Source organism: Paenibacillus sp. JJ1683 (assembly GCF_053006485.1).
Genome location: NZ_CM129820.1, coordinates 4,489,008 through 4,507,340, shown reverse-complemented (window position 1 = coordinate 4,507,340; position 18,333 = coordinate 4,489,008). Strand labels below are relative to the sequence as shown.

Here is an 18,333-nt window from a genome sequence, read left to right as displayed (position 1 = left end):
ATGAAAAATGTTTTTCGAAACGTTGGACGTTACCTCAGACTGTACTGGAAATTTGTCCAGTTTTCCGTCATGTCGCAAATGGAATACCGCACTAATTTTATAAGTGCATGCTTGGTTGAAACCGCTTATTTGTTTATCAAGCTGCTATACGCATCGCTTCCATATCGCGCTGGGACGGACATTAACGGCTGGTCTCCCGATGCCATGCTCTTATATATCGGCGTGTTTACGATGATGAGCGGATTTTATAGTGGATTATTTTACAGTAATTTTACAAGCCTGCCTGACAAAATTCGCACTGGCTCACTGGACGTGCTCATGACCAAACCTGTATCGCTGCAATTTATGGTGACACTGCGTCAATTTGAACTGGGCTATACTGTGCCGAATGTCGTGGGCGGTGGAATCATGACAGGCATTGGCTGGTATCATCTGGGGTTGCCATTTGATGTGGAAACCGTGGGAGGATTCGCTGTGCTGCTCGGATGCGGAGTGCTTACGGCATACTCCGTGTTTTTGCTGCCCCAATTGCTGGCCTTCTGGATTATCCGCACGAATGGGGTTACAGAGCTGTCCAACAGCATTTTCGAGACAAACTATGTGCCAATGGCCGTATACAGTAACCTGATTCAGCGTATTGGCTTGTTTGTGCTTCCGGTGTTTGTCATCTGTAATTTTCCGCCCATGTTCATTCTCGGCAAAATGGAACCCGGTTTGATGCTATGGGCATTTCTCGCACCTCTCTGGCTGCTGGCGATTATCCGCTTGATATGGCAGTTTGCTCTACGTGATTATACGAGCGCGAGCCAGTAGGGCTACCGTGTAGTAGGTTCATAATGAAGCAGGAAAGGAAGCGAATCATATGAATGCGATACCGAACCAGCGTCATTTATATATGGGCACGTTCGAAGCGGAGGCTTACTGGCGAGATACCGAGCTAGCTTCCCTGCCCGCCCTGCCTGACCGGTCTTCTTCGGCCATTGTAGCGGCTATGGATGAATTGCTATTTAGCTTTTGCCAGCCGGGAGACGCCTTGTTGACACGGTATGCCATTTCACCTGTACATCGTCAGTATATTGCGCAGTTGGGCTTTCATCCGGCTGTAAATGAACGGGATTTGACCGACGGAATGGAACAGGCGGGCAATGTGTCGGCCGCATCCGTTTTTGAGCTGCTGAGCAGTCGCAAGACGGATGCCGATGAAGGTTTTCCTCAGCTGGAGGGCTGTGTGCTTAGTCCATTTGCGGGGTTGCCGCATGTGGAGGAGGCCGCACGTGCTTGGGGAATTACATTGCATCAGCCACCGCTGGAAACCATTCGCAAGGTAAATGCCAAAACCTATTCCTCTGAGCTAAAACGCAATCTAGGTCTGCGCAATCCAGGCCATATTGTGACTTCGTTTGCGGATGTCGCTGAAGCAGGACGTAAACTGCTGCGGGATGGAAGCTTTTTAATCAAGGATGATTTTGGCGTATCGGGCAAAGGCAATCTACACATTACCTCGACACAAATGCTGGACCGGGTCGTATCGTATTTGCGTGGACAGGAGCGTAAAGGCAAACGGGTACTGTTCCTGCTGGAGCCTTTTCTGGAGAAAGAGCAGGATTTTTCATGCCAATTCACGATTAGCGATGATGGACGTGTCGACATTATATCTGTGCAATGGCTGGCTAATACTCAATTCGCCTATCGGGAATCCCTATCGCCAGACAAGGCTTTTATGGAACGTTTGGAGCGCGACGGCTATTTTAGCTTGATGCAGGATGTGGGACAGAAATTGTACCAGGATGGATATTATGGCGATGTTTGTATTGACTCCATGACACTTCGCGGCGGGAAGCTGGAGCCCATTATCGAAATTAATGCCAGAAAGTCGATGAGTTTGATCAAGCATCAGCTCGATACCTATCTGGCCGGGAAAAATATGCATGGCACGTTGACGAATTATTCGCTGTCCCATGATGGGAGTCTATCCTATGAAGAACTGCTGGAAGGGCTGAAAGGCGAGGGATTGCTATTCACAGGTGAGCGTGAGGAAGGTGTCATGCCTCTGGGAGCCAATACGTTATATGTAAACACAGGTGGACGAGACGGTGAGAACAAGACTGCAGGTCATACAACCACGCCAAGCAGAAACACAACCGGGCGCGGAGGCAGATCATCTGCCAAGCAGGTTCGCGTAAGTGGAATTGGAGCCAGCGATGGCGGACCAGAAGGGAACGGCATGAGTCAGCCTGATTTGAATGGTAAACAAGAAGCTGACGGAAATGAACGGGCACGAGGCAAAGGCCGGCTTTATTTGGAACTGGTTGCTGCGAGCGATGAGGAAAAAATGCGATTGACTACCAAGCTGGAGCGTTTTTTGGCAGAGCGACATTTTACAGTGCTGAATTAAACGGGAGGCGTATAAGCATGCGTAAGAGTACGGAGAAGCTTATGAAGGTAACGATTTTGTGTTCCGGTTTCGGATTGGGCTTTTATACCCCTGGCTTGCTGCTGCAAGCAGGTCTTCGCAGGCTGGGCATGGATACGGCGATCCATGTATTTGAAAATGTACTGCCAGAATCGGCCCGTCTCAAGGTCGACAAAAGTCGGAAAGCTTACCATGACAATTTTGCAGTGGCCTTAATGTCGCAAAAGGTTCCGCAGGATATGCGTCATTCACTGGACCCCGCAGCAATGGAAGTACTGCTGAACCAATGGATAGAAGAGGATCGGCGGTATTTTATATGCTTATCCGGTCATTGGATGTATGTACTGGAGGAGTATCGCAAGCGCAGAGAGCCGGAGTCGGTACATGTGGACATCGTGTATATGGATTCGACACCTTCTCCTTCTTGGAAAAATCTAGCCAAGCATCATCCGCATTTTGCTGATGGCTGTGGAGAAACGACCCTGTTTGAAAACGATAAAAATAGAGTCAGCCACTATATTGACATCCCGGCAGTGGAGCATATCCCTTTTGAAGCACGGCAATCCCGCTTATTCGTACATGGCGGCGGTTGGGGGATGGGCACCTACCGTGAGAAGGTTGGACGGTTGGAAGAAGCGGGCTGGGAACTGGATCTGCTGCTGTATGATCAGGATCAGCCAGATGAACAGCGGGACAGTATACGCTATTTTCGGATGGACCCGCAGTGGAGAACATGGCAACGAAATGAAGCCGGGGAGCATACATTTCCACCTTTCGGAGAGGTGAAAATGGGTGAGGAAACGGTGTATCAGGTCGGACCGGATTACCATTGCATGCTGGACCGAGCATGTCACGCCCAGGCCATTGTCAGCAAGCCCGGTGGCGGTAGCCTGACCGATTCGTTCGCTACAGCTACTCCGCTGATTATGCTGGAGCCGTTTGGTGTGCATGAGAAGCATAATGCGGATCTATGGGAACGTCTGGGGTTAGGCATGCGCTACGAGACGTGGATTGGAACCTATGGCGCCAGTGCTCAGATTCTGGAGGAAATGCATCGGAGGATCGTTGAGCTGCGCAGTCGGACGCCGCGTTATATAGAGTCCTATGTGAAGAGCATTCAAGTGCCATCAGGAATGGAGCAGGGATCATGAACGCGGCCGCGGCTGCGCAAGAACCTGCGATGCCAGATATTCGTTTTGGGATCATTGGCTGTTCTGCCATTGCCCCTCGTGCGTTGCTGGAACCGATCCGACATGTTGCAGGAGCACGCGTGACCGCGCTTGCGAACCGTACGGTTGCCAAGGCGGAAGAAATGGCAGAGCGTTATGGAGTCAATGTCGTTTATCAACATGCTGAGGATATGTTAAAAGACCCAGACATCGACGCTGTATATATTGCGCTCAGCAACGATTTACATGCTGAGTGGATTGGCAGAGCCTTACAAGCTCATAAGCACGTGCTGGTGGAAAAACCGTTATGCCTGCAGACGGCTGATCTGGCTCCTTTGGCAGCTATCGTCGAACAGAGCAACGCTTACCTGCTGGAGGGAGTCATGGTACAGCATCATCCTTGGCAGCGTGAGCTGCGCAGAATTGTAGAATCGGGTCGTTATGGTCGCTTATGCTCCATAGAGACGAGTCTGTGCATTCCAGCAAAAGAAGGGCATGCGGACAATTACCGATCCCGACCGGAGCAGGGCGGGGGCTGCTTTTGGGATCTGGGTGTGTACTGGCTCCAATTGCTTCAGGCCACCGTTGGATTGGAGCAGGCGGAATTCCACAGTCAATCGGATTTCGATGGCCCTCATGGCTGTGACTGGACATTTCGTGCACAAGCCCGTTACCCAAGCGGACTAGAGGCATCTGCCCTCTTCTCATTTGAGCGACCTTATCGCTGTGCTCATGTACTGACCTTTGATTCGGCAGTAGTCACCTTAAAGGATTGCTTTCGGGCGAATTTAGGCTTTTATAAAATGACACTCAAGACGGAAATAAAGAAGGATATCGCGGTGAATATAACAGATACGGCAGCACAGTCCTTGTTATCACAGACATCCTCGCATAGCAAAACGGTTTTTGAGCCCATGAACTATTATGTCAATCAGTTGGATGCCTTCTGCAGCATCATCCGGGGTGAAACGGAGCCCATTCCATTTCATGAGGCTGCTGAACGCGTCAGACTGCTGGCAGCTATTCATCAAGCAGCACGCTCAGGCGAGGCGATCTATGCCATATGAGTATGATTGTGGTTTTCAATCGGTGAAATTCGAGTAATACCAAATACAGAGTATCCAAGCAAAGAAAGGAGGGATTCGGCAGATGGATCAAAAGGATCAAGTCTTACTGGAGCGATTCGGCGAGCATCCGACACCCTTTTATTATTATGATGGGGACGCGCTGCATGCTCACGTCAGCTCGTTGCTGGCTCGGTTACATCCGGCCGTGCGTGTACATTACGCGCTCAAGGCTAATGGTAACGTAGCCTTGGCTGGGTTGCTGCGCTCGTTAGGTTGCGGTGTGGAGATTGCCTCGGCTGGAGAAATGTTCGTCGCCATGGAGGCCGGGTATGCTGCGGAGGATGTGCTGTACGCTGGGCCGGGGAAAACGGTAGCCGAGCTGCGCGAGGCGATAGCCTGTGGGATCGGCTGCATCCATGTTGAATCGGTGAGAGAGCTACGTCTACTGGAGGACATTGCTGCCCAAACAGGCGTGTTTGTCAGAGCTGCGGTTCGAATCAATCCCGATAATGACCTGTCGGGAGCAACGATTAAAATGGGCGGTGTTCCGCGCCCTTTTGGAGTTGATGAAGGGCAGCTGGATCACTTTTTTAAGGTGCTGGAAGATTGCCCGCACGTATATTTTCAAGGCATTCAAGTATATACAGGTACGCAAATGCTGAAAGCGGATCAGATTTTAGCATCATTTGCAAATACCTTGCAGTTGGCAGAACGGGTGCAGAATCAGTATGGTGTGGGGATGCATACGGTCAATTTGGGCGGCGGGTTTGGTGTACCTTATTTTGCTCATGAACAGCCGCTCGATATGGATCATGTCATTGACGGACTCAATGCACTCGCGGAACAGACTCGATCCAGTATGCCAGGGGTTAGGCTGATCATTGAAAGCGGCAGGTATTTGGTCGCTCAATCAGGTATGTATGTCTGCCGGGCGTTGTATACCAAGGAATCCAAGGGAGAGAAGTTTGTCGTGGCTGATGGCGGCATGAATCACTACGTCTCAGCTACCTTTCGGGGACGCCGCTTAAGGGACAATTACCCGGTGCGAATTATGCGCAGACAAGTGGGAGAAGAGGTTTCCACGGCGCTGGAGACGGTAAGCATTGTCGGTCCGCTTTGTACACCCGAGGATTGTATTGTGAAAAAAGCAGAGCTGCCCCCGATTCGCGAAGGCGATTATATTGCTTTTCCGAACGCAGGAGCCTATGGATTGAGCTACAGCCCATTATATTTTTTGGGACATGCTACTCCGGCGGAACTGCTCGATTATCGCGGAGAAGTGCATGTCATTCGTGAACACGGTGATCGCACGGACCTGCTGCACCATCAGCGTATGATTGCGTTGCCTGAGGATGTGATGTAAGTATGTAAAAACGCCAAAATCATAGGAGCCGATATCCATCGGACCTGTGATTTGGCGTTTTTTACATTTTCAGCATTGTAGTATTGACTTAACGTGATTGGGAGCTGCGTATTTCCTGACGGACAAGCTGCCATACCATAAAGATCAGCACAAGGGCTTGTGGGACAAACGTTTCCCAAGTTGGATACATTCCCAACCAGCTAATAGAAGGAAGCGAGGACGCAGTGTGTCCCGGCAGCTTGCCTGCCACCTGAAGGGAATGAATACTTTCGCCCAGAAATCGGAATACGAGATAGTAGATCAGTATAGTGGCGGTCAGGAAAAAGGCGCGAATTGGCAACCTTACACTGAACTTGATGATCGCTAAAGCAAGGACGACCAGTATAACCGTTGCCGAGCCAATACCGATCAGCAATTGCGAGGTTTCAATGGCCGGAGCCATACCGATATAAAAAATAGCTGTCTCGGCCCCTTCACGTAGAATCGCGAGCGCAGAAACCGCAAAGAGCGACCATAGGCTGCCACGTGCTAGCGCATTGCCCACGCTGTTTTCCACAAAGCGGTTCCACGCAGCAGCATTGGATTTGCTATGCAGCCAGTTACCGACCGTTAGCATCAGCACAACAGCTACCAGCCCGGTGACACCTTCCAACAGCTCACGCATGCTGCCCGATGCAGCAGCTGCCACCAGCGAGGTGAACAGCACCGCCAGTATTCCGCTTAGCACCAGTCCTGTACCAGCTCCTGCCCATATCCATCGTCCAGCCACGGCTTCGCCGCTTTTCTTGACATACGCGAGCAGAGCTGCGAGCACGAGAATGGCCTCCAGACCCTCGCGCAGCAAAATCAGTGCGGCGTCCCATGCAGTATAAGAACGTTCCTCGGTCAACGGACGGAGCCTGTCCAGCATCTGATCAAGAGTCTGCAAGGCTTTATCCGTATTCGGTGGGGAAGACAGAAGATATCCAGAAGTCTCGGTCATTTGATTTTCAATCGCAGTGTAAGACGCCGGATCGGAAATTTGTACATGTCCTTCGACAGAAGGCCATATAGCGATAAACTGACCTACCTTGTCTGCGGCCTGCTCTGGCTGATTAGCTACAACATCTTGGCGTGCGGATTCGAGCAGGGTGACTGCATCGCCGAGGGAAGCTGTTGAACCATTCGCTGCTCCGGCAGCGGCATTGCCTGCATCTGCCCCTTGATCTGTGTTCACAAGTTTGCCCTGACTATAATCAGACAGCAGCGTCGTTAACTCCTGCATTTCCTTGAGAGCCTGTGCTTGACGTATGGGCTCTGCTTGCATAGAGATGCGAATGAGGCTGATTTTTGTTTCAAGCGAACTGTATACCGAAAAATGGTCCAGACGAATCGGGGTCTCCACCTGATACCAGGCTTTAACGATTCGGTCGTAATCCACCCGCGCAGCAGCCCAATCGCCTTTTTGCATGGCAGCCAGACTGCCCTTCGCCATAGGAAGCAGTTTTTCCGCTGCTTTAGCTCCGGCGGGAGCCGGTTGATCTCCTTCGGCAGCAGTCACGAACTCATTGACCGAGCGCGCCAGCACGGATAACGCAGCTTTCGCTGAATCCCCGCCGCCATGGGCAAGCGCCTCTTCTGCATCGGTCAGAGCTTGATCTACGGCCGCGATATGGGCTGAATCCCCGCCATTTGCTTTGGCGGCTTCCCATAAACCACGGAATTCCTTTAGGTCCTTGGAGGCTTCCGTCCATTGGTCTTGTCCCGCCTCCACCAGTGCTCCGCCGACCACAGGCATCAGCTGATCATTAGAGACAGCTTTAGCATTTGATTGTGCGAAAACGGCCGACCCATAGCCGGATATGAAGGGAGTTACTGTCAGCAGCAGAGCCGCCACCAGCACAAACACCCACCCCAAGCTTTTATAGCGCCGATTCATATAAATCCCCTTCCTTGCCTGCTGCTAAAATAACGTATCCCCGATGTAGCCGCCTTGCGACACACCTGGGAAGCAGGCGAACACCGCGCTGCCTTTGTGTACAATGTATTCGTTCAGCTTGTCATTGCGTGCAAGCTTCTCCTGAATGTGAACGAACTGCTTGAACAGATCACGCTGGTAGCTGATGAATAGCAGTCCGGCATCGAGCTGTCCTGTTTGTTTGTCTAATCCGCTTGAATAGGAATAAGATCTCCGCAAAATATTAATGCTCCCGTTCCCATGAGCCAATGCCACATGAGAGGTAGGGGGCGTAAGCGGCTTGCCTTCAGGGCTTGTAGCCGCCAGATCCAGCTTGTCAAACTCTTTGCTTTTGCCCAGTGGGGCACCGCTGCTGCGATGGCGTCCAAAGGTATCCTCCTGGTCACCTAATGTTGAACGATCCCACACCTCTACTCGCATACGAATACGGCGTACAGCCATATAGCTGCCGTCGCCCATCCATGCTGGTCCGTCATTGGTCTGTGTCCACACCAGCCGATTCATCTCGTCTGCCTTGGACGTGTCCGGGTTTCCCGTGCCATCTTTGAAGCCGAGCAAATTGCGCGGTGTGCTGCCCGCAGGATCAGCTTGTGCCGTCCGCTGGAAACCTTCCTGCGTCCAACGGAGTACCGCCGTTCCTCTGGCGATACGCGCCAAATTACGCAGGGCATGGAAAGCTACCTGCAAGTCATTGGCACATACCTGCACTCCGATATCACCGCCGCACCATTGCTCATCCAGGGCGTCTCCCTGAAAACGAGGCAACTCACGGAACCCGGCAGGCTTGAGCCCTGCCAGGCCATACCGTCCATCAAAAAAGGAGGGGCCCACCCCAAAAGTGATCGTCGTCCGGGACGGAGATAATCCCGCTGCCTCGCCCGTATCGGAAGGAGGGAGGTTGATATTTTCATTATCGGTGCCAAGCAGCACACCAGAAGTCATTGTAGCACTTGCTTCCGTCCAGGCCTTGAAGAGATTCCGCACCTGTTCCTTGTCGCGGGTCGTTAGATCGAAAGCGGCGAAACAGATAAAATCTTGTGCCGGAGTTACAATCCCCGCCTGATGTTTGCCGTAAAAAGGAACTACATCTTTGGTATCTGCCTCCGTCATCATGCTTTCGAGGCGTTGACTGGCTGACAGCACAGCGCCCACGCCACCGCCGCCAAGCAGCAGACCTAATCCGCCTACCCCGGCCAGCTTCAATAGATCACGGCGTGATACGGATTTACCTTTTCCTGATCGCTCATCATCCGCTGGCTGAGCATCCTTTTCTGTCAGATCAGACTGTTCATTACGGGATTCCGCATACTGCGACTTTTCTTGTCCTTTTTGCCGCTTAAAGCCTTTCATATCATTACACTCCTAACAATTTCCCCATTTGGGACAACGGTTCTGCCAAAGCATCAAGGTTCTGGCTTAGCTTTTTAATTTCTTCCGGTTTCAGTTTGGTATACGATACATAGCCTTCGCCGTCTTTGAAAGGAGCCAGCTCCTGCTGTAAGGCTGTAAAGCGCTCACCAATTTGTTTTTCCAACGCCGCGTCTTTTTGGTTCAGATCTGTTTTCAAAATGTCATAAATCTTTTGAGCACCTTCTACATTGGCCGCAAAGTCGTACAAGTCCGTATGAGAATAACGCTCCTCTTCACCCGTTACCTTCGAGGTAGATACTTCGTTCAGCAACTCGACTGCACCTGTTACCATCAAGCTGGCATCAATGTTAACTGTTTCTACTTTGGCACGCAGCAGCTTGGCATCACTCAGCAGGCGGTCGGAAAACTCATCCAATCCTTTGGTGGTGTTCTCTTCCCATAATGTTTTCTCAATACGGTGAAATCCGCGCCAATCTGCTGCATCCACATCACCGTCACGAGCGTCAATATTCGGGTCCAGATCGCCCAGTGCTTCCGCAATCGGTTCAATCCGTTCATAGTACATACGTGCTGGAGCATACAAAGCCTTGGCTTTATCCAGCTCGCCAGCTTTGACTGCGTTCGTGAATTCTTCCGTCTTTTTTACAAACGTATCGCATTGCTCGGTTGCATAGGTACGGTAAGCCGCAACCGCTTGATCAAAATTGGGAGCAGTCGCCGCAGGAGTCGTGGTCTGTGTTGTTGCTCCTGTATCTTTGGATGTTGCAGCAGGCTGCTGATCCGCAGTTCCGGCTTGTCCGCAACCTGCAAACAGAATAGAAGAGACCAGCACTCCGGCCGGTACGGCATAACGTAGTTTCATAATCAATGAACACCCTTTCTGGCCAAACTGGCCCTGAACCATAGTCTGTAGCGCGATCTCTATAACGAATTATCATTTTTGATAATGATTATCAGTCGCATTTTTTCTTATCATAAGGCTGGCCTATATGCCTGTCAATACATATTTTAGACACAAAGTTCAACTCGTCATTAAAGCTACAAGTAAGGTGCCTATGCCCATTTTTATCCGCACATTGAACCATACCTGAGCACATGACATAAAATGTGTTGACTGTATCCCTTAACCTTGTTACACCACACAAAACCCGAGCAAGGAGGGGTGAAATTGACGAAGGGTAACGACCAGAAAAACAAGTTTTTGTTAACTCACCGTGAACGTGAAGTATTTGAACTGCTCGTGCAGGACAAAACAACGCGTGACATCGCCGGACAACTATTTATTAGTGAGAAGACGGTGCGTAACCATATTTCCAACGTAATGCAGAAACTGAACGTAAAAGGTCGTTCACAGGCGGTCGTAGAATTAATCAGGCTTGGCGAATTAAAAATCTGACCTCTCGTTCCTTGCGGGGTACAAAGTCTTCTCGATGATCCTTCAACAATGAAGGGTGGTCGGGAAGGCTTTTGTTTTGATCATGCTGAGGATATGACGAAAAAAACGATTAAACCGCTGAAATATGTGGGAATTTGTGTATAAGTGGTGTACTATATAGATAAGGAAGAAAATACCATGCGTTTTCCAATAAGTTATATGAATAATTGAGGTGGAAGCTGTACCACAAAGTTGTATTTAGATAGAAATGCATCTGGTGATAGTCTAAGAATGAAATACAAATTAGCATGACGACAGGATGGAAGTTGAATCGGGTTTTTGCTTAGGACTACCTGTGGTATATTCTTGATCGGAGGTGAACGATAAGACATATGACACCCAACCAACACTCAATGACTTACACGCTGAACAGCGGTATAAAGGGAACAGTCGACCTATCCAGTAAACAGGTGCAGGAATGGATTAAAGCATATCGAATCGGCAGCAAATTTGTAACAGTTGTGGGCAAACAATATTTTGGTTTAAACCCTGAGTTGGTAGCAGATTTCAAGGTACATAATGAATACTCGGAGCAGAGAGAACACATATCCATGATACAGCCTGTAATGGAACGTAAAGCTGTAGATCTGGACCCACTGGTAGAAGCGTATAGTCAGTATAAAACATTAATTCAGGTAGAATGTAAATGTGGTGCTTCCTACATAGAAGAATCACCTCATAAGAGAACCAAGTGGTCATGCAAGGAATGCAACAATATTGTGTTCCTGGATCGTAAAAAGGGCATGGTGGATACGAATACAGGCAAGGCCTGGTACATGACCAACAAATACTATGTAGAAAGACAAAGCAACTGACAGATTGTCAGTTGCTTTTCTAACAGACTCGCACGCGTCTTTATATGCTTTTCACCATATATTAAATCCATACTTGGAAATGCTACTATATCTTTTGCCAAATAATAAAATTGATGTTTTGTACGCTTTGTAGTACATTATCAAGTGTATTATAAGGAGGCTTCTCATGTACGGACATAGACAAGATGATACTTTATACATCATGACTTACACATTAAATAGTGGTATCAAGGGCACGGTGCCTTTGTCTAATCAACAGATACAGGAATGGCTTGAGTGTTACAGAATCGGCAAGAAATTTGTAACCGAGATTGGCAAAGAGTACTTTGGACTGCATGCGGAACTGGTGGCTGACTTTAAAGTGCACAATCAGTATTCAAGCTATCAGGAGGTCATTATCCCGATTCAACAGCCGGATACTGGCTTAAGAGAGCTGTCTCAAGCTTACAAATCAACAGAAACCTTAATTAAAGTAGATTGCAAATGTGGTACATCGTATGTAACAGAATCCCCCTTCAAGCGGACCAAGTGGTACTGCACCAAATGCCGGGAGATTGTTTTTCTCGACAACAAAAAGGGAATGGTTGATACTTCTAGAGGCAAGGCTCATTATATGACCAATAAGTATTTTGTGGAACGGGAAACAACTGGCGTATAAGCCGGTTGTTTTTTTGTTCATAAGGTTTGTATACGTTCTGATTTTTTAAAACCGATTGCGCTACAGTGAAAAAGGGGAAAGATAAACCTTAAAATAAACGATAGTCAGGTGGTGAACGTCATCCGGGAAAATCGTACGAATGGTGCAAGAAACCGCATCAGCACGAACAATGTGTACATAAACGAAACGCTTCATTTGGAACAAATCATAAGTGACCTGCGTGTGATGGGCTATGTTGCCTTTCATCATCAGCCGCAAATTGCAGGTGAGCCTTATGAGCTGGATGAGTTAAAAAAGCAATTACTGTTGTTTTTTCAACAGCACCATGTATTGTGGATTGAGCTTGATCCGCTAACGCAATATGTGGTGGTGAATAACATGGGGAAGGCCACCGTGCTGAAACTCATTGGCCGGAAAATAAATCCGCTACGTGATCGGAGAGCGAACGCTGCTTTGGCGGGGCAGCCACTGCATGAGCTGGATCGGGAGATAGAACGGCTGAATCGGCTGGTTCACCTGTTGCGCTACACTCGTTTTCCTTAAGCGACGGCATTAACGAAAAAAAGCATTCACGAGCATGCGTAATCACATGCTGTGAATGCTTTTTGGTATGTTATTTTTTACCGCATAAGATGAGTAAATCTACGGTGACATACGGTAAATCTATTTCCTGCATTCGCTGCCAGTCTGCTTCCGTAGCTCCCCACGATAAGGGAGTCATATGGAGCAAAGGCTCCACAAGGTCGGCATTTAGCATAAAGCGATAGGTTACTCGTTCGGCGGATAGAAGATTAAAGCTATCTTTAAACCGGCTTAATATATTGTCATTTGAATAAGTTGGCTTTTTCTGTTCATACAAGCATCTCAATTCCTGAAGATAATATGGTTCGGGAATGACCTTTAGAATGCAGCCATCCTCCGAAAGAATCCTTTTAAATTCAGCATAATTGGAAGGGGATAAAATATTGAGTACACCGTCAAATTGTTCATTTGCAAATGGGCAATGAGCCAAATCGGCAACACACCAGAGGGCATGAGGATATGCTTTGGCTGCGGCCACAATACCTTCTTTAGACAGGTCCATACCTACGCTTGTAAGCTCGGTGATTCCCTTCCAGGTAAGCTTATCCTGAATGTGGCTCGAAGGGGAACCTTCCCCGCAACCTGCATCCAGCAAGTACAGATGTGATTTTTGATCGTACAGGGGTTTCATAAACTTCATCATCGTGCAGCTTATGGCTTCATTTAAAGGATCAAAAAATCCGCTATTGCACATCATTCTTCTGGAGTTAAATAGTTGTTTATCATATTTGGTTTTATGGGATCGGGCGGATAAATGTAAATACCCGTGTTTTGAAAGATCATAGCAATGCTGATTCATACATAGGAGGCTTTTACCTTCCACCATACGCATGGGTTGAGAACATACAGGACAACTAAAAAGATGTTGATGCTTCCTGATCAGGCTAGCCTTCATCTCGTGTTTATTCCATTTGGACATAGAAAAGCACCTCGTTCATTCGTATTGGGTGAATGAAAAAAGGCACAGCCAAATAAACCCAACCCATTTTTCGAAAAAATGATTGAGTTTTCATGAACTGTACCTCACATTACCGTAAACGAATGAACTGAATAATCATATTGTGCAGCGCTCCTCTAAAAAAATAGAAAGGGCTTTCGCCCTCTCTATTGTAACTTAGCCATTAGAAGTTGTCATATGCTTACACAGATTTCAAAAACTCCACAATCGTCAGCAGACCCTTGTCGAAATTCTCCAAATTAAAATGCTCGTTTGGTGCATGCAGGTTTTCATCTGGCAAGCCGAAGCCCATCAATACAACTGGAGCACTCAGCACACGGGAGAAGGTTTCCACGATCGGAATGGAGCCTCCATCCTTGGTAAATAGGGCACGTACACCGTATACTTTCTCAAAGGCATCCGCTGCTGCTTGTAAAAACGCATGTGACGGGTCGATGTTAAAGGCGTTCGCCTTCTCACCTTGTTGAATATCCAGGGTAGCTCCTGCTTGAACGTGTGCGCGTAAATGGCGCTCGATTTTGTCCAGAATATCTTGCGGATTCTGATTAGCTACCAAGCGGCATGTGATTTTAGCGTGAGCTTCCTTCGGAATGACCGTTTTCGTACCTTCACCCTGGAAGCCGCCATATACGCCGTTCAGTTCCAGTGTAGGACGAGCCCCAACACGCTCGACGAAGCTAAACCCTTCTTCGCCATAGAGCGAATCAAGTGCAAGATCTTGTTGCAGCTTGCTCTCATTGAAGCCTTGCTTCGCAAATTCTTCTCTCATCTCTGCCGATAATGGAGCAACATCGTTGTAAAATCCTTCGACGCTAACGCGGCCTTTGTCATCATGCAGGGTTGCCAACAGGGACACCAAAGCATGCAGGGCATTCGGCACACCGCCACCGAAGGAACCGGAATGAAGATCTGTGTTCGCCGTGTGAATGGCGACTTCCAGTGAGCACAGTCCGCGCAAACCTGTGCAAATCGCAGGCTTCCCTTTTTCGATCAGAGAGGTGTCAGACACCAGTACAGCATCAGCTGCTAGGCGTTCAGCGCCGGTGTGCAAAAACTCAAGCAGGTTCGGACTGGACACTTCTTCCTCGCCTTCAATGCAAAACTTGATGTTCAGCGGCAATTTGCCTTCCTGCTTCAAAATGGCCTCAACCGCCTTAATGTGCAAGAAAACTTGCCCCTTATCGTCGGTCGCTCCGCGCGCATACAATTTTCCATCGCGAATGGATGGCTCAAACGGTGGCGTTTCCCACAGGTGAAGCGGGTCCACAGGTTGCACATCATAGTGTCCATACACAAGGATGGTTGGTTTGCCAGGTGCATGCAAATGGTCTGCGTACACTAACGGATGGCCTTTGGTTGGAATAATTTCAACGTTTTCCAAGCCTGCAGCAGTCAGTTTGGCCGCCAGCCATTCGGCTGCTTGGTTAATGTCTTTTTTGTGCTCCGATAATGCGGAGATACTCGGAATGGACAGCCATTCCTGTAGTTCGCCCAGTTGTTGTTCTCTGGCTTTTTCAAAATATTCAGTATAACTCATAAACTATGTATCCTCCTTTTAAATGTAAATCATGTTTATATTGCGCTATCCTCCGAACCGAGGTTGTGGACGATATGTCTAGTTTACTACGTTTTATGCTGAACGAAAAATAGGGAGAAAAAAAACGATTCTGCCCGGGTCTGTACAGACCTGAGTAGAATCGCCTTTCATCATGAATAGGATGTACTTATGCCCGGATGTCCAGATGACCCCCAAGATGCGGTTGTACGCTTTTTTCCATCATCTGTACCAAAGCCTGTCCTTGTTCACTGGCCTGATCCTTAGCCATACCCAATACCTTCACACTTACGGCTTGAGCCAAGCTGGCCTGACTCATACCTGTGGATAATGCTGCGATATCCATGTTCCATCCTCCTTCATTTTGAAAATTCGCTTTCTCTGTATTTATCGGTAGGAATGGTTATTTTGTTTCATCCAATTGGAATTGTGTCAGTAAATCTTGAAGCTGCTCTGCCAGACGGGTCAAATCTGCGGCAGACGAACCGATCTCTTCCATGGAGGCGAGCTGTTCCTCTGCGGCTGCGGACACGGTCTCTGTATGAGATGCTGCTTCTTCAGCAATACGTGTAATTTCCTCCATGCTGCTAACGACTTCATTCGTTCCATTGGCTACTCCTGCGGTAGAAGCGGCCACGTTATCGAGTTGCTTCGCTGATTTGACTACTGCTCTACGGATGCGTGAGAAGGAGCGACCGGATAGATCAATGGAATTGATGCCTTCCGTTACGCGTTCCTTGGCAGATTCCATAGCGACCAGGGCTTCAGATACACCGCTCTGTATCCCTTGAATCTGTTCACGAATTTGCTGTGCGGAATAAGCTGAGTTTTCAGCCAGCTTGCGGACCTCTGTTGCTACGACAGCAAAACCTTTGCCATGCTCCCCAGCTCGTGCTGCTTCAATAGAAGCGTTCAGTGCAAGCAGATTAGTCTGGCTAGCAATTTCCGTAATGACGGTGACAATCGTCCCGATTCGTCCGGAACGGTCACTCAAAGCGCTGACAATCGTATCGAGCTCTTCCACGGTAGTGCGAATTCCATCGATGGAGATGACACTATTGCCGATATGCTCACTGCCTGCATCCGACGCCTGAATAGCTTGTGCGGAATAAGTGGTCATTTCTGCCATGGTGTCGGTCATAGCTGTAATGTCAGCAGACATGCCGCTAACTCGTTTCTGATTATCTTTAGCACTGTCTACCTGACGTTCGCTGCCGGCAGCCACATCTTGAATGGCTATGGTCACATGCTCGATGGCACGGGTCGTTTGTTCTGCACCTGCGGCAAGCTCTTGCGAAGATGCTGACAAATTACCTGTCATTGCTTGAATTTCTCTAATCATGTTACGTAGGTTATCCACCATTTGTTGGAAATATCTTGATAACTCGCCAATTTCATCTGTGCTGTTCGTAGCCACGTTAATCGATAGATTACCTTGGCTGATAGCATCCATAGAATTACGCAATCTATGGATGGGTTTAAGGATACTGTTGATTAGCCACATTGCGAGCACACCAATGATGATGGCTGCAATAACCAACACTACGATTGTCGTGAGAAGAATAGGTTGGGCGGAGGCACGGGTTTCTGATTTGTCCATCGTTCCGGCAATTTTCCAGCCTGTCAACTCATTGGTTTTGAAAATCAGATGTTTAGCTACACCAGCAGCATTGTAATCAAAGCTACCCTCCTTGGAGTCAAACAATTCAGGCGTTTTTTCTCCCATTTCGGTACTCCCGCTGACTTCTGTCGGGTGAGTAACGATACGTTTGGTACTATCAAATATCACAATATAGCCATTTTGTCCGATTCTTAGCTTTGTGATTTCTTTTAAATTATTCAAATTCAGAGAAAGACCGAGAACACCGCTGTTGTCGGGAAGTGTACGTGAAATATACACAACGGGGACCTTGGCCGTATTGAGCCCGACAGGGCTGATTACGGTTTGACCGGGTTTCTCCATGGCCTGCTTATACCACGGACGTTCCCGAGGATCGTTTGTGGAGCCTACGGCTTTGCCAATAATAAGTTTACCTTCGGGAGTTCCTACAAACATATCAACAACTTCCGCATGCATTTTCAAATACACTTGTAATCTTTTTAGAATGGCATCATCTGCTTCAGCGCTGTTATCACTAGCCGTCAACGTTGTGGAGTAATATTCAAGATCAGCTAGTTTGGCTTGAATCGTTTGAGTAACTGCGCGATCAGCTGCAGTCACGCTAGATGTTGCACTGTCCAGTAATTGGCGATCTGTCTGGTTATACGCTGCCTGATATGAGAAAGAGCCCACAATAATACTAGGAACAAGCATGACCAGCAGGAATGCCGCTGTCAATTTCTTGCGTAGTGTTAATGTTTTCAGTCGTTTCAGTTGTTTCATCAAACCCCTGCTTTCTATCTATATATTCATTCTAAAGCTTATACCATATGTATTTACTATCGGTTTTTTCGAGCTGAATTGATAGATTTATTACTAATTTGTCCAATACGCCAAAGAATTGCTTGCATAGCATGGAGTATCATGCAACTTGGAGGGATAAGGTATGGGTTTTTTTCTGGATATGAGAAGCTCCACCAGTTCATCAAAAACAGGGGAGGGTCCCGATATTCAATTGGGTCCAGTACCAGAGCGATTCGGTATGATTACGCTGCGAACCTTTCTTGCGCCGAGTCCGATTGTGACTTTTAGTGGTTCGATTGGCCTGATCGGTGAGCTTGGTGATACGTATACGGTGGAAATCGTACGTGGAGCCGACTATGATCCGAACGAGGTAGTCTACCGCGCCGAGGGGGTATTAGGCGTGACAGGATCTAATGAAACGCAAGCTTTTAATGCACAGGATCTGTCCGCTCCCTGGGCCATACAAACGGTATATTCTTCTTATATTTCGGGTGTATCGACCACTGTTCGCAATGGTCCTGAGGTATTCACGGGCATCGCTTCAACTCCGTTTTTGTAAAATATATCATACAAGTATTCTCCGGTT

General features: G+C 48.2%; 17 protein-coding genes and 1 pseudogene. 10 read left to right on the top strand and 8 right to left on the bottom strand.

Going from position 1 to position 18,333, the window contains the following annotated elements; translation table 11 throughout:
* The 5 genes from ACUC6J_RS19295 to ACUC6J_RS19275 all read left to right on the top strand — a co-directional run bounded on the left by ACUC6J_RS19295 (nt 1) and on the right by ACUC6J_RS19275 (nt 6,012).
* Complete coding sequence (locus ACUC6J_RS19295) at nt 1-813, top strand: ABC transporter permease (protein ID WP_017427353.1); 813 nt, start codon at nt 1-3, stop codon at nt 811-813.
* Nucleotides 814-862: 49 nt separating this feature from the next.
* Complete coding sequence (locus ACUC6J_RS19290; RefSeq protein ID WP_447249299.1) at nt 863-2,395, top strand: hypothetical protein; 1,533 nt, start codon at nt 863-865, stop codon at nt 2,393-2,395.
* A gap of 17 nt (nt 2,396-2,412) precedes the next feature.
* On the top strand, nt 2,413-3,564 hold the full coding sequence (locus ACUC6J_RS19285; RefSeq protein ID WP_017427355.1) for a hypothetical protein: 1,152 nt from the start codon (nt 2,413-2,415) through the stop codon (nt 3,562-3,564).
* Nucleotides 3,561-4,649 (top strand): Gfo/Idh/MocA family protein, encoded by a 1,089-nt coding sequence (locus ACUC6J_RS19280; RefSeq protein WP_447249298.1) that lies wholly within the window; start codon nt 3,561-3,563, stop codon nt 4,647-4,649. Before ACUC6J_RS19285 ends, ACUC6J_RS19280 begins: the two co-directional genes overlap by 4 nt.
* An 82-nt stretch (nt 4,650-4,731) precedes the next feature.
* Nucleotides 4,732-6,012: a type III PLP-dependent enzyme gene (locus ACUC6J_RS19275; RefSeq protein ID WP_447249297.1), complete on the top strand. Its 1,281-nt coding sequence runs from the start codon at nt 4,732-4,734 to the stop codon at nt 6,010-6,012.
* Between the two features lie 88 nt (nt 6,013-6,100).
* Here ACUC6J_RS19275 and ACUC6J_RS19270 read toward each other — a convergent pair whose 3' ends face one another.
* The 3 genes from ACUC6J_RS19270 to efeO are packed head-to-tail and all read right to left on the bottom strand — an operon-like array spanning nt 6,101 to nt 10,202.
* On the bottom strand, nt 6,101-7,930 hold the full coding sequence (locus ACUC6J_RS19270) for an FTR1 family iron permease (RefSeq protein WP_447249296.1): 1,830 nt from the start codon (nt 7,928-7,930) through the stop codon (nt 6,101-6,103).
* A gap of 24 nt (nt 7,931-7,954) precedes the next feature.
* Nucleotides 7,955-9,319, bottom strand: coding sequence for an iron uptake transporter deferrochelatase/peroxidase subunit (gene efeB, locus ACUC6J_RS19265; RefSeq protein WP_447249295.1), 1,365 nt, complete (start codon nt 9,317-9,319; stop codon nt 7,955-7,957).
* Between the two features lie 4 nt (nt 9,320-9,323).
* Nucleotides 9,324-10,202, bottom strand: a complete 879-nt coding sequence (efeO, locus tag ACUC6J_RS19260; protein WP_016818509.1) for an iron uptake system protein EfeO — start codon at nt 10,200-10,202, stop codon at nt 9,324-9,326.
* 306 nt (nt 10,203-10,508) lie between these two features.
* Between efeO and ACUC6J_RS19255 the strand changes: the two genes are divergently transcribed.
* From ACUC6J_RS19255 to ACUC6J_RS19240, 4 genes are all read left to right on the top strand, one after another.
* Entirely contained in the window at nt 10,509-10,736 is a 228-nt protein-coding gene (locus ACUC6J_RS19255) for a helix-turn-helix domain-containing protein (RefSeq protein WP_013372773.1), read from the top strand.
* A 371-nt stretch (nt 10,737-11,107) separates the two neighbouring features.
* Nucleotides 11,108-11,590, top strand: coding sequence for a hypothetical protein (locus ACUC6J_RS19250; RefSeq protein WP_016818510.1), 483 nt, complete (start codon nt 11,108-11,110; stop codon nt 11,588-11,590).
* Between the two features lie 166 nt (nt 11,591-11,756).
* Nucleotides 11,757-12,248, top strand: a complete 492-nt coding sequence (locus tag ACUC6J_RS19245; RefSeq protein WP_013372771.1) for a hypothetical protein — start codon at nt 11,757-11,759, stop codon at nt 12,246-12,248.
* Nucleotides 12,249-12,356: 108 nt separating this feature from the next.
* Nucleotides 12,357-12,791, top strand: coding sequence for a hypothetical protein (locus tag ACUC6J_RS19240; protein WP_016818511.1), 435 nt, complete (start codon nt 12,357-12,359; stop codon nt 12,789-12,791).
* Between the two features lie 70 nt (nt 12,792-12,861).
* On the opposite strand, the gene ACUC6J_RS19235 is transcribed toward ACUC6J_RS19240, so the two are convergent.
* The 5 genes and pseudogenes from ACUC6J_RS19235 to ACUC6J_RS19215 form a co-directional block, all read right to left on the bottom strand.
* Entirely contained in the window at nt 12,862-13,461 is a 600-nt protein-coding gene (locus ACUC6J_RS19235; RefSeq protein ID WP_447250308.1) for a methyltransferase domain-containing protein, read from the bottom strand.
* 132 nt (nt 13,462-13,593) lie between these two features.
* Nucleotides 13,594-13,725 (bottom strand): annotated as a pseudogene (locus ACUC6J_RS19230) (putative RNA methyltransferase); the annotation flags it as partial.
* A 244-nt stretch (nt 13,726-13,969) separates the two neighbouring features.
* Complete coding sequence (locus ACUC6J_RS19225) at nt 13,970-15,325, bottom strand: dipeptidase (RefSeq protein WP_017427362.1); 1,356 nt, start codon at nt 15,323-15,325, stop codon at nt 13,970-13,972.
* A gap of 187 nt (nt 15,326-15,512) precedes the next feature.
* Nucleotides 15,513-15,689: a YjfB family protein gene (locus ACUC6J_RS19220; RefSeq protein ID WP_016818514.1), complete on the bottom strand. Its 177-nt coding sequence runs from the start codon at nt 15,687-15,689 to the stop codon at nt 15,513-15,515.
* Nucleotides 15,690-15,746: 57 nt separating this feature from the next.
* A complete protein-coding gene (locus ACUC6J_RS19215) occupies nt 15,747-17,726 on the bottom strand; it encodes a methyl-accepting chemotaxis protein (RefSeq protein ID WP_447249294.1) in 1,980 nt (659 codons plus the stop codon).
* Nucleotides 17,727-17,889: 163 nt separating this feature from the next.
* Between ACUC6J_RS19215 and ACUC6J_RS19210 the strand changes: the two genes are divergently transcribed.
* On the top strand, nt 17,890-18,306 hold the full coding sequence (locus ACUC6J_RS19210; protein WP_447249293.1) for a hypothetical protein: 417 nt from the start codon (nt 17,890-17,892) through the stop codon (nt 18,304-18,306).
* Nucleotides 18,307-18,333: the final 27 nt, after the last annotated feature.